Raw genomic sequence first — 12,578 nt, forward strand, 5'->3', positions numbered from 1 at the left:
TTACGCCAACAAATTTAATAAGCCAGCAAACTAAGGAAAAGTTAAAACCGGTGATCAGGCGGATTCATGCGACCAAAAGCAAACAGGGCGGGCGCTTTTTACGCGTCCGCCCTGCATTATAAGGTAAATGTTAAAATCAGTTGATGAGCTGTTGGATAGCTTTAATCACCTGGTCGAGCTTATCAGTATCCTGGCCACCTGCGGTAGCGAAGGATTTCTGACCACCGCCACCACCTTTGATCAGCGGGGCTACGTGTTCTTTGATCAGCTTAGGTGCTTCCCATCCTTTACTGGCTACAAGACTTTCGTCGATGGCGAGGGCTACGCTGGCTTTGCCGGCGATGTTGGCAGCAAAGATGAGTACGTGGTCAGGCAGGTCGGCTTTCAGCTGGGTAGCCAGCTGTTTGAGGCCTTCGGCGTTGCTAACGCTTACCACCTGTCCGAGGAAGTTGATACCATTGATGGATTGAACTTTGGCTTTCAGTTCATTACCCAGCTGGCGTACTTTTTCTGCTTCCAGGGCTTCCACTTGTTTTTCCAGGGATGCTTTGTCCTGCACCAGTGTTTCAGCGGCCTTTACAATCTCTTTAGGATTTTTCAGGGCGGCTTTTACTTCTTTCAGTTGCTGGAGCTGGTTATTAATAAATGCGAGGGCTTCCGCACCGGTAACGGCTTCTACGCGGCGTACACCAGCGGCTACTGCACCTTCAGATACAAATTTGAAGAGGCCCAGTTCACCGGTTGCGCCTACGTGGGTACCACCACAAAGCTCTACACTATAGGCTGGGTCTATGACTACTACGCGTACCACGTCCCCGTATTTTTCACCGAAGAGCGCCATGGCACCCAGTTGCAGGGCTTCTTCCTTCGGCAGTTCCTTGATCACCACCGGGATGTTGGCGCGGATTTTTTCATTTACGATGGTTTCGATCTGTGCCAGTTCTTCATCCGTCACTTTAGCGAAGTGGGAGAAGTCGAAGCGCAGGCCTTCTGCATTTACCAGGGAGCCTTTCTGGGCTACGTGGGTGCCCAGTATCTGGCGGAGGGCAGCGTGCAGGAGGTGGGTAGCGGAGTGATGACGTGCGATATCGCGGCGTTTTTCTTTTGCTACCACTGCTTTTACATGCGCAGCAGGGTTGGCGGGCAGTTTATCGGTAAAGTGGATAATCAGGTTGTTCTCTTTCTTCGTGTCGGTCACGTGAATGATTTCCTCGTCGAAGTGGAGGATACCGGTATCGCCCACCTGACCGCCGCTTTCGGCGTAGAAAGGTGTTTTGCTGAGTACCAGCTGGTATTGGTCTTTTCCTTTGGCACTTACGCTGCGGTATTTCAGCAGTTTGGTGGTAGCTTCCAGGTTTTCGTAGCCTACGAAGATCACATCAGGGGTTTCGTCGAGTACTACCCAGTCGCTGGTATCCAGTTTTGTAGCGGCGCGGGAGCGTTCTTTCTGTTGCTGCATGGCAACGTCGAAACCTTTTTCGTCTACGGAGAATTTGTTTTCCGCAGCGATCAGGCTGGTGAGGTCAAATGGAAATCCGAAGGTATCGTACAGTTCGAAGGCGGTTTGACCGTCGATGGCTTTGGTGGCAGCTTGCTGCATAAAGTCTTCGATGCGGCGGATGCCACTGTCGAGGGTACGGAGGAAGTTACTTTCTTCTTCAAACACTACTTTTTTCACGAAGTCCACCTGCTTTTCCAGTTCAGGGAATACGTGGGAGAACTGGGCAGCCAGTACAGGCACGAGTTCAGCGAGCAGTGGTTTTTTCACATCCAGGAAGGAGAAGTAATATCTTACTGCCCTGCGGAGGATGCGGCGGATCACGTAGCCGGCGCCGGTATTGGAGGGCAGCTGGCCATCAGCGATGGTGAAGGAGATGGCGCGGATGTGGTCAGCGATTACGCGGAAAGCGACATCGGACTTGTCATCAGTGCCTTTATAGGTTTTACCGGTGAGCTTTTCGGTGGTATGGATGGTACCCATGAAAAGGTCGGTATCGTAGTTGGAGGTTTTACCCTGGAGCACACGTACGAGGCGTTCGAGGCCCATACCGGTATCCACGTGTTTGGCGGGTAATGGCACGAGGGACTTGTCTTTCATACGGTTAAACTGCATGAATACGTTGTTCCAGATCTCGATTACCTGCGGGTCGTCGTTGTTTACGCGGGTTTTACCGTCCACCGCTTGTCTTTCGTTGTCGGGGCGGCAGTCCACGTGAATTTCGGAGCACGGACCGCAAGGGCCGGTATCTCCCATTTCCCAGAAGTTATCCTTTTTGTTACCAAGCAGGATGCGGTCTTCTGCAATATGTTGTTTCCAGAAATCGTAGGCTTCCTGGTCTTTAGGCAGGTTTTCGCTCGCATCACCTTCAAATACGGTTACGTATATACGATCTACCGGTATTTTGTATACTTCGGTCAGCAGCTCCCAGCTCCAGGCGATGGCTTCTTTTTTGAAGTAGTCGCCGAAACTCCAGTTGCCCAGCATCTCGAACATAGTATGGTGGTAGGTATCGATGCCTACTTCTTCCAGGTCGTTATGCTTGCCGCTCACGCGGAGGCACTTTTGCGTATCTGCCACTCTGGTGTGCGCCGGTACCTTATTGCCGAGGAAGTAGTCTTTAAACTGGTTCATACCCGCGTTGGTGAACATTAAGGTCGGATCGTCTTTCAGTACGATAGGGGCAGAAGGCACGATGGTGTGCCCTTTTGACGCAAAAAAGTCCAGGAATTGCTGTCTTATTTCTGATGCTGTCATAAAATATTGATGCGAATTAATATATATTTTATATCTTATTGCTATGTCGGCCGGCGACAGACTTACGTCTGTATATCAACTAGTTATAAATTTGAACACCAAAAGGTTGATGTTTTAATCTAATTACATTAGGTTTGTGCGCCTTATTTCCCGTCGTGAAACAGGGAGTGCAAAAATATTGAAACCTATAGGATTATTCAAAACAGGATAGCCTGGCCGGTAAAAAAGTTAAGGAAAAGGCGGAAAAATATGCCAATTTATTCATCCGTTTTAACTCTAGGGTAATAAAATATGCTGTCGCAGCGTATAGCTGTGGTAAGAAACGTACACCATTGGTGCAATGAAGAAGGTAAAATATTTCTACAATACACAAACGTTAAAATATGAGAAGCTCGTAGTATCGCTGCGGGTGAAGGTGCTGCGCATCCTTGGTTTTGTATCGGCGGCTATTGTTACCGGGGCAATATTCCTCTCCTTTGCTTATCGTTTTTTTGCATCCCCTAAGGAGAAGCTGTTGCAGCGTGACCTCGACGGGATGAAAGAGCGCTATGAAGCGCTGCAGGGCCGTATGAAAGAGGTAAGAACCAAGCTGACGGCGCTGGAAGAAAGAGACAACGACATTTACCGCGTGATATTTGAAGCGGAGCCTATTCCGGACAGTACCCGTATGGGCAAGGTGGTGGCGGATGAAGAGGCGGCACAGCTGCAATCTTTTGCCAGCAGTGAAATCATTGCTTCTACCTCAGTATTGCTGAGTGAAATCACCAATCGCATCAAATCACAGGAAAAGTCATTTGATGAAATTGACAAACTGGTAAAAAATAAGCAGGAGATGCTGGCGGCTATTCCGGCCATTCAGCCTGTATCCAATAAAGATCTTAAGCACATCGCCTCCGGTTTCGGTTATCGGATCGATCCTATTTATAAGATGATGAAATATCACTCCGGGCTCGATTTCGCGGCGCCCAGCGGCACACCGATCTACGCCACCGGTAACGGTGTAGTGGAAGAGGCCAGTTTGAGTGATGTAGGGTATGGCAACCATGTGGTGTTACGCCATGGCTACGGCTATAAAACACTGTACGGGCACATGCTCCGTATGAAAGTGAAGGCCGGCCAGGCAGTAAAACGCGGGGACGTACTCGGATGGGTGGGCAGCACCGGTAAATCCACCGGCCCACACTGCCACTACGAAGTGATCAAGAACGGAACTAAAGTTGACCCGGTATACTTTTTCTTCAGCGACCTTACTGCTGAACAGTTCGAAACACTCGTTAAGATGGCAAGATCAGGAAATCAGTCGTTCGACTAACCACTGCTGATTGCATCCAGATCAATTGTAATATGATTGTTAATGAACTATAAATAAACGAAAGCTGGAGTATTTTGGCTAAATTCATGCTTGTAAAAGATATTTTTCAACGTGTTTTTTACTACCATGCACCAATTAGACCTTTTCTCCGCTACAGGAAGTCCCCCTCCTTTGCCTCAGGCAAATAAGGCGGCACCCAAGTCTAAAGTAAAAGTGAAGGCGGTGGCCCCCTCCGCAACCGCACTCCCAGCCAATGGCAATGGCAGGAAGCGAGGGCGTAAATCATTGAAAGAATTTTCGGAAGACCCGGACCTGATTATGGAATTGGACAAACTGGCATTGGACAAACAATACTATTCCATCAGTGAAGTAGCTGCCATGTTTAAGGTAAATACTTCGCTGATTCGCTATTGGGAGAATGAATTCGATATACTCCAACCCAAAAAGAACCGTAAAGGTGATCGCCTGTTCCGCCAGGAAGATATTCAGCACCTGAAACTTATCTACCACCTCCTGCGGGAAAGGAAGTACACCATCGAAGGTGCCAAGCAAAAGCTGAAGGAAGACCGCAAGCTGGCAGCCCGCAATTTCGAAATGGTACAAGCTTTGCTAAAGGTTAGAGGTTTTTTGACCGAACTGAAAGATCAATTATAAAATACAAGGTTATGCGATTAAAAATGTTACTATTAGGTGGTGGCTTACTGCTCTCCTCCCTGACATGGGCTCAATCCAACAGCAGCGATAAAGTGCTGAAAGGAAAGATCGATATGAAAACGCTCATGAACGGTAGCGACTACTCCTGGTTCTACAAAGGAGTAAATGACTACCAGCCTAATGATAATATGCTCAACTATATCAAATCAAACCGTACTAACTTCAATGTGGTAGCGGTGCTCGGTACCTGGGACCAAACCAGCCGCGATGTAGTTCCACAGCTTTATAAAGTAATGATCATGGGTGGTAGCCCGGAAGAGCAGGTAACCATGTTTGGCGCTGACCAAAAAATGAATACTGACGCCCCTACTGATTACAAAGTGAAAAAAGTTCCTACCATCATCGTTTTCAAAGATGGTAAAGAAGAAGGCCGCATCGTGGGCGCTCCTAAAGAGTCCATCGAGGCCGACCTCTCCCGCATCCTGCTCAAAGGCAGCAAAGGAGATAAGCCAGCCAAAGGCGACGAATAGGAATCATTATGTTACTGACATAGAAAAGGCTGTATCACACCGATACAGCCTTTTCTATGTCTATGTATAGCTCTGTGGTATTTACGACGCATTGTGCAACACCACATTGGTACTGCTGCCTGGCAGCTTGATCCCTTCTTTGTCCAGCGCCTGCATGATCGCGAGGTTTACCTCCTCGCGCAATGCCGCATATTGCTGGCCATCGATAATGTAAGTATTGAAAATTACCTGTATCAGCACCGTGTCTTTGTTGAAGTCGTGCAGGTTTACGGTAAATCCTTCCAGTACCTTTTTATTGCCGGACAGGATAGCTCGTATATCTTTCAAAATAGCCATGATACTGTTTGGTGGTGTATCCCCGCTCAGCTCCAGCTTCATGTTTACCCGCTGTTGGGTACGCAGGGAAAGGTTATCCAGTATACTGTCCACCATTTTTTTATTCGGCACGGTCACAAAAGTCTTTTCCAGTGTACGTATGCGCGTGCTGCGCAGCCCTATCTTCTCCACAGACCCCTGAAATGAATCCACTTTTACACTATCCCCTACCCGAAACGGTTTATCAAAGAAGATGATAAAGGAACCGATCAGGTTTTCGATGCTTTCCTTGGCTGCCAACGCAAGGGCTGCCGCACCAATACCAAGGCCCGCAATGATCTTTTCCACCAGCGCCACTCCAAATAATATCCGGATGAAGGCAATGGCGCCCATGATGAAAATAATAGCCTTGAAGAAGTCCCGGAAAAATATCACAAACTGGTTGTCCGTCATATCCGGCGTTTGATCCGCCTTCTTTTCCAGTACCAGCGCAATAAAATCGATCAGTCGCAATACGATCCAGATGATACTCATGGTGAGCGCCAGTTCCAGCAGGGTGTCCGTCACGTGCTGTAAGGAGGCCTTTCCATATACGTTTATATTCAGGACCTTCGGGAACTTAAACCGGTCGATGGTAAACATGAAAGTGACCAGCAGGAAGAAGAACTCCAGTGGCTTCAGAAGCAGCTCTACAAAGCTTTTCTGCTCTATCAGCGGCGACCAGCGCTTCACCAGTTTAAACAGCAATGCTGCCACTATTTTAGAAAGGTATCGCTTTATAAAAGTCACAAAGAGCAATACCCCAATCAAAATCAGGTAGTCCCTGACCGGGTTATCGAGGATAATGGTATCCAAAAAATTTTGCATAGTCACGAAAGGTGAATGTTATTAACGGGCCCGAATTTCCGCAAATTCCGGGGTATTATATTTAGGCGGCTGAATTTATTTAGAACAGCCTGGTAATAGCATCGTTGAGCAGCAGTACGCCGGGTCGACTACCGGGTTTAAAGCTACCGTAAGTATCGCTAATGCCCAATGCTGCCGCGCCATTGCTGGTAGCCCATTGCAGCACTTCTTCCAGCGGTATTTCAGGGAAATGTGCCTGGATGGTTTTTACTTCTTCCCAAACAGACAACAGGTGGTTGGATGCCAGGCTATCCGTACCAATAGCAATGTTACATTGCATCTTGCGCAGCAGCGGAATATCCGGCAGGCGGCTTTCTATGTACAGGTTGGCGTTCGGGCACAGGCACCACCAGGTTTCCAGGCTTTGCGACTGTGCAAAACGGATATCCTGCTCATCGGAAAAGGTATTGTGTACCAGCAGGATCTTTTGCCCGGAAAAGTAGGGAAGGTAAGCCTCGAGACTGTTGGTACCGCTGGCCTGGAACCCGGAAATATCCATTTTAAACGTATCGTAAAAGGCCATGAAATCGCCTGATTTGCTGTTGTACAGCTGGTTTTCGGCGGCTGACTCCTGGTTATGTATGCTTACCGGGGTATTTTTTGGGGTAGATGCCAGTTTCGCGAATAACGTTTTACTCACAGAATAGGGCGCATGCGGTACCAGCGAGCACTGGTGCAGGCGGCCATTGATCTGCCGGAAGGCCTCCAGTACGTCCATGCTGTATTGGTAGCGGCTATCGGCACCGGCGTCGGCTACACCCATGCATTCTACGAAAGTGTGGAAGTAAAGGGAGCTGTTTTGTTTTTGTTCCAGGGAGATGTTACCGTTGCTGATATCACCAACCGCGCTGATACCGGCCTCCCACATGGCCTGGGCGGCGGTAGCCATGGCTGCTTCCTGGGCCTGGGCGCTGTTGCCGCGGAGTTGCATCACCTGTGTGAGGAAGGCCGGGAGGCCTGTTTTTTCGGGAATCACCCCTTTCATATGGGATAATTCCAGGTGGCAATGGGTATTTACAAATCCCGGGAGGAGAATTCCGTCTACTTCCTGTACGTTTTCACCAGCGGCAGAATCGTCTGTAATGCCAGTAACCACGCCACTTTCATCGAGTACAAGCACTTTGTTTGCACCCAAAAAACGGTACCCGTCAAATATGTCTTTTCCCTTTAATTTGATCTGTTTCAACAACCCTGGTGTTTAATTACGTGAATGATGTTAATTTTGCATCCCGATTGAGTAGCGTTTCTACCCCATTGGGTGGTATACTCAAAAGTCAAAGATAATTATGATAGACAAACTGGAAGCTATAAAAGGCCGATTTGAGCAGGTCTCACTGGCCCTTACCAACCCAGAGGTGGTAAGTGATAACAAAAAGTTTGGCCAGCTGAGTAAGGAATACCGTCAGTTGGAGAAGATTGTGAAGGCATATGATGCCTATCGTAGTCTGCTGGACAATATTGCATTCAATAAAGAAGTACTGGATAGCGGTGACGAGGAGATGCGTGAACTCGCAAAAGCCGAAACCGAGGAGCTTCAGGAGCAGAAAGCAGCTCAGGAAGAGCTGATCCGTAACCTCCTGATTCCAAAAGACCCGCAGGATGAGAAGAATGCGATGCTGGAGATCCGTGCAGGTACCGGTGGCGATGAGGCCAGCCTGTTTGCGGGCGACCTGCTGCGTATGTACCTCCGTTTCTGTGAGCTGAAAGGCTGGGGTACCAATGTGATCACGGAGAACGCAGGTTCTGCCGGCGGTTACAAAGAGGTGGTGCTGGAAGTAACCGGTGATGATGTATATGGCACCCTGAAGTTTGAGTCAGGCGTACACCGTGTACAGCGCGTACCGGCCACTGAGGCCTCTGGCCGTGTGCATACCTCTGCGGCAACCGTAGCGGTACTGCCTGAAGCAGAAGAGGTGGACGTGGAAATCCGTGATGCCGACATCAAAATGGATACCTTCCGTTCCAGTGGTGCAGGTGGTCAGCACGTAAACAAAACGGAATCTGCGGTGCGTTTAACACACGTACCAACCGGTGTGGTGGTAGAATGCCAGGAAGGCCGTAGCCAGCACTCCAACAGGGAGATTGCAATGAAAATGCTGCGTACCCGTATTTACGAAGCGGCCGTACGTAAGCATGAGGATGCGATTGCGAGAGAACGTAAGAGCCTAGTATCTACGGGCGACCGTTCTGCCAAGATCAGAACTTATAACTACCCACAGGGCCGTGTAACGGATCACAGGATCGGGATGACCGTTTATAACCTGGATGCCTTTATGAACGGCGATATTAAAGATATGGTGGAAGCACTGGCATTTGCAGAAAATGCCGAGAAGCTGAAGCAGGGTTCTTAATAACCGGAGTTTATACTTCGTTACATCCACCGCCTGTGGCGGCGGTTGTAACGAATCAGCCGGTGCCTGTGGCACCGGCTGATTCGTTGTTTAAGAATATGAAAACTTTGCCTGCTCTGTCCGTATCTACCGGAAAAATCCTACATTTAATACAGTTCGTGAAACCATATTTACTCCCCTTCTTTTAAATCAAACTATCATGTTCGAGCAATTACTGCAATTGGTTCAGGAGCACGCGCAAACTGCCGTGGTAAACAATCCTGCTGTCCCAAATGAGCAAAACCAGGCCGTGGTGCAAGCTGCCACTGAATCCATCACTTCCAGTCTGCAACAAGAACTCGCCAATGGCAATACGGCAGGTGTACTCAGCTTGTTGGGCGGCCAGGCGGATACCAATGCTAATCCGCTGGTAAACAACATTTCCAACAATTTCCTGGATACCCTGTTAAAGAAATTTAACCTCGATAAAGGTGCGGCTTCACAGATTGCAGGCAGCCTGATTCCTGCGGTACTGGGTTCTCTGGTGAATAAAACAAATGATCCTTCCAATAAAGGCTTCAGTCTGGATGGTATACTGGGTTCATTAACCGGTGGTGCTTCTTCCGGCCTGGATCTGAATGGTATCCTGGGTAAACTGAAAGGTGGCCTGGATAAAGACGGTGATGGTGATGTGGATTTCAATGATTTGAAAAATGTGCTGAGCAACGGTGCGAAGCAACAGCAGGGAAGCAGCAGCGGAGCCGGTTTTGGTGATGTGCTGAAGAATCTGTTTGGGTAATCCAGCGGGTATATGAATAATAAGTGTTGATTATTTTATATTTTTTAACAACTGTTATACAGTTATTTGCCAGGTTGTTTCGACTTTGGCAGTATATTTGTTTAGCTGGCAAATGACGGAGGGCCGTCATCTTCATAATTACATAATACCTTCATATTTAAAATTACTATGATGAAAAAATTGAATGTTCTGGTAGCAGTGGTCTTATCTGTAACAATGCTGTTTAGTTGTAAAACCTGGCAGAGCATGGACAATACTAAGAAAGGTGCTGCGATTGGTGTAGGTGGTGGTGCTGCTGCTGGTGCGGTGATCGGTAAAGTAGCCGGTAATACTGCATTGGGTGCAATCCTGGGTGCTGTTATCGGTGGTGCCGGTGGTGCTATTATCGGTAAGAAAATGGATAAACAGGCACAGGAAATTCAGAACGAAGTTCCAAATGCGACAGTAGAACGTGTAGGTGAAGGTATTAACGTGAAATTTGATGCTGGCGTACTGTTTGGTTTCGATAAATCTGATCTGTCTCCTGCAGCGCAAACCAGCATTACTCAGCTGGCTGAAGTACTGAACAAGTATCCTGATACTTACGTTCGTGTGGAAGGTCATACCGATTCAAAAGGTACAGATGAGTACAACATGGGGCTGTCACAGCGCAGGGTTAACAGCGTAACTGCTTTCCTGACCAAACAAGGTGTAACGGCTTCCCGTATCCAGGGTTTTGCATATGGCGAATCACAGCCAATTGCAGATAACGAAACTGAAGAAGGACGTGCTAAAAACCGCCGTGTTGAGTTCTCCATCTTTGCGAATGACAAAATGAAGTCTGACGCGAAGAAAGAAGCAGGTCAGCAATAAAAATATTTAGAAACACTTATTTCTCATAAGCTGAAAATACATTCCCTCCTGGTTCCAGGAGGGATTTTTATTTTCCGGCACTTTGTTTCTTTTTTGTTATCAGGGAGATGAAAATCTTAAATACGAACACCCCCGCGATAGCACCAATGGTATCAGCAACAGCGTCTACCAGATCGAAGCTACGGCCTTCCGCATAATATTTTTGTATGAACTCAATGGCAAGGCCATAGGAAGCGGCGAAAAGGACGAATAGTACCTGCAGGCCGGTAGATACCTTTTTCTTTTGCCAGTAGATGGCGAGGTTCAGAAAGAATACGATGCCGCCGAACAGCCCGAAGTGTACGATTTTATCGAAATGTATTTTTTCAAGGAAGGAGTTGGTCGGCACGTCTTTGCCTGGCATGGTACATAGTACCAGGATGAGGATTACCCAAATCGTAACAGGCAGGAAAAATCTTTTCTTCATTTACCGTTGATTCCTTTAAGTATTAATGCACGAAGGACAACGGGCGCATATGATAACGCGGCCTGTTGTCCTCCGTAAGTATAGTTAGTATGATTATCGTGGCTTATTCAGCTACCAGCTTAGCATAAGCAGCAGCAGTCAGCAGACCTTCAACGTCCTTTGGATTCTTAACGGTAACTTTCACCATCCAGCCTTCACCGTATGGGTCTTCGTTTACCAGTTCTGGACTACCTTCCAGTTCTACGTTAACTTCGTTGATGGTAGCTGCTACTGGCAGAAACAGATCGGAAACAGTTTTCACTGCTTCTACAGTACCAAATACTTCTTCCGCTTCGAGGGATTTGCCCACGGTAGGAATATCAACAAAAACGATGTCACCTAATTCACGTTGAGCAAATTCAGTGATACCGATGGTGGCAACGTTACCCTCTAACAGCACCCACTCATGATCTTTGGTGTAGCGCAAATTGTCCGGAAAATTCATACAAGTTTGATTTTTGAGCCGTAAAAATACAGAAAGTTATTTTACAACGAGTCTAATACTAAAAGAATAGCCATTTTTTCTTGAGCCTGATTTTCATCGGGATATCTGTTACCGGGCGGTCGTTTTTATCAGTTTTTTCAGCAGCAATTTTGTCGATAATATCGATGCCTTTTATCACCTGCCCAAACACGGTATAGCTTTGATCGAGGTGTGGGGTACCACCCACCGTTTTGTATACTTCCCGTTGGTCCACCGGTATTTTTCGGCCTCCCAGCCGGGTTCTTTCGAGGGTATCCAGTTGTCCGTCCGTGAAAACTTTTCCTTGTACCAGGTAAAACTGGCAGCCGGATGAGGCTTTGTCAGGGCGGTTTTCCCTGGCGGCAGCGAGGGCGCCTTTTCTATGAAAAAGATCCAGTTCAAATTCCGCCGGCACCGTATAACCAACATCTCCATCGCCTAATTGTTGACCAGGTTTGGCATGTTTTGAATCCGGGTCGCCACCCTGGATCATAAAATCTTTGATCACCCGGTGAAACAGCGTACTGTCGTAAAAGTGACGGCGGGCAAGTTTGATGAAGTTGTCCCGGTGCTGGGGTGTTTGGTCATATAGCAGCACCACCATGGTTCCGTAGGGAGTAATAATTTTTACTTTACGGTTTTTGGCGGATGCTACCGCTACCAGTAACAGCAGGGTGCCTAGGAGTAACAGTTTTTTCATAAATCGAGGTTAGTCTTCGTGTTCGTTAAAGTAAACAATGATGTGTTCTTTTAGAAACTGCTCCTGTTCAGCCATTTCCATTTTAGGAACCGCCTGTATTTCTTTGAAGTGTGGCCATCCGTCCTGATCGTAACCTTCCAGCTCAAAGTAGCCACTCTGGCTGAGCAGGGTGCATACTGCTACGTGCATCAGGTCTTGTTTTTGTTCTTTTGAGTATTTCTTTTTAAGATTATTTAACTCGTTCATGCCTATGAGAAAAAGGATCGCTTCCATATTCGGGGTTTTACCGAATCTTTCTGTGAGCATTTCTTCTACAGGCTTCCAGCGTTGCGCAAAGTCCTCCATTGTCTATATATTTAGCTTGAGCAGCAAATGTACATCAAGCTAAAAATATTATGATAAAATGGGGGTGCTTTATTAATTTGGGCGGCAAATTGGGGGCAAATATCTGCAAGAA

The 12,578-nt window shown here is 47.5% G+C and carries 13 protein-coding genes; 6 read left to right on the forward strand and 7 right to left on the reverse strand.

The features are described from left to right. Positions 1–136: 136 nt before the first annotated feature. Positions 137–2,755, reverse strand: a complete 2,619-nt coding sequence (gene alaS, locus KW844_RS26510) for an alanine--tRNA ligase (protein WP_218379791.1) — start codon at positions 2,753–2,755, stop codon at positions 137–139. Between the two features lie 340 nt (positions 2,756–3,095). On the opposite strand from alaS, the gene KW844_RS26515 reads away from it, so the two are divergent. The 3 genes from KW844_RS26515 (at position 3,096) to KW844_RS26525 (ending at position 5,251) form a co-directional block, all read left to right on the forward strand. Next, positions 3,096–4,067, forward strand: a complete 972-nt coding sequence (locus KW844_RS26515) for a M23 family metallopeptidase (protein WP_218379792.1) — start codon at positions 3,096–3,098, stop codon at positions 4,065–4,067. A 126-nt stretch (positions 4,068–4,193) separates the two neighbouring features. Beyond that, complete coding sequence (locus tag KW844_RS29175) at positions 4,194–4,721, forward strand: MerR family transcriptional regulator (RefSeq protein WP_255578644.1); 528 nt, start codon at positions 4,194–4,196, stop codon at positions 4,719–4,721. Positions 4,722–4,732: 11 nt separating this feature from the next. Then, positions 4,733–5,251 (forward strand): co-chaperone YbbN, encoded by a 519-nt coding sequence (locus tag KW844_RS26525; RefSeq protein WP_218379793.1) that lies wholly within the window; start codon positions 4,733–4,735, stop codon positions 5,249–5,251. 81 nt (positions 5,252–5,332) lie between these two features. Here the strand turns inward: KW844_RS26525 and KW844_RS26530 are convergent, their stop codons facing one another. Next, positions 5,333–6,433, reverse strand: coding sequence for a mechanosensitive ion channel family protein (locus tag KW844_RS26530; protein ID WP_218379794.1), 1,101 nt, complete (start codon positions 6,431–6,433; stop codon positions 5,333–5,335). Positions 6,434–6,512: 79 nt separating this feature from the next. Next, positions 6,513–7,658 carry an amidohydrolase family protein gene (locus KW844_RS26535; protein ID WP_218379795.1) on the reverse strand — a complete coding sequence of 382 codons (1,146 nt, stop codon included), beginning with the start codon at positions 7,656–7,658 and terminating at the stop codon, positions 6,513–6,515. 100 nt (positions 7,659–7,758) lie between these two features. On the opposite strand from KW844_RS26535, the gene prfA reads away from it, so the two are divergent. From prfA to KW844_RS26550, 3 genes are all read left to right on the forward strand, one after another. Beyond that, a complete protein-coding gene (gene prfA, locus KW844_RS26540) occupies positions 7,759–8,823 on the forward strand; it encodes a peptide chain release factor 1 (protein ID WP_218379796.1) in 1,065 nt (354 codons plus the stop codon). Between the two features lie 199 nt (positions 8,824–9,022). Continuing rightward, entirely contained in the window at positions 9,023–9,601 is a 579-nt protein-coding gene (locus KW844_RS26545; protein WP_218379797.1) for a hypothetical protein, read from the forward strand. Positions 9,602–9,847: 246 nt separating this feature from the next. Next, complete coding sequence (locus KW844_RS26550) at positions 9,848–10,453, forward strand: OmpA family protein (protein WP_255578645.1); 606 nt, start codon at positions 9,848–9,850, stop codon at positions 10,451–10,453. A gap of 67 nt (positions 10,454–10,520) precedes the next feature. Here KW844_RS26550 and KW844_RS26555 read toward each other — a convergent pair whose 3' ends face one another. The 4 genes from KW844_RS26555 to KW844_RS26570 all read right to left on the reverse strand — a co-directional run bounded on the left by KW844_RS26555 (position 10,521) and on the right by KW844_RS26570 (position 12,466). Beyond that, positions 10,521–10,919: a VanZ family protein gene (locus KW844_RS26555; protein ID WP_218379798.1), complete on the reverse strand. Its 399-nt coding sequence runs from the start codon at positions 10,917–10,919 to the stop codon at positions 10,521–10,523. Positions 10,920–11,022: 103 nt separating this feature from the next. Continuing rightward, positions 11,023–11,403 carry a glycine cleavage system protein GcvH gene (gcvH, locus tag KW844_RS26560; protein WP_218379799.1) on the reverse strand — a complete coding sequence of 127 codons (381 nt, stop codon included), beginning with the start codon at positions 11,401–11,403 and terminating at the stop codon, positions 11,023–11,025. 58 nt (positions 11,404–11,461) lie between these two features. Continuing rightward, entirely contained in the window at positions 11,462–12,121 is a 660-nt protein-coding gene (locus KW844_RS26565; protein ID WP_218379800.1) for a peptidylprolyl isomerase, read from the reverse strand. Between the two features lie 9 nt (positions 12,122–12,130). Continuing rightward, positions 12,131–12,466 (reverse strand): hypothetical protein, encoded by a 336-nt coding sequence (locus KW844_RS26570; RefSeq protein WP_218379801.1) that lies wholly within the window; start codon positions 12,464–12,466, stop codon positions 12,131–12,133. Positions 12,467–12,578 lie beyond the last annotated feature (112 nt).

Source organism: Chitinophaga sp. sic0106 (genome assembly GCF_019219075.1).
GTDB lineage: Bacteria > Bacteroidota > Bacteroidia > Chitinophagales > Chitinophagaceae > Chitinophaga.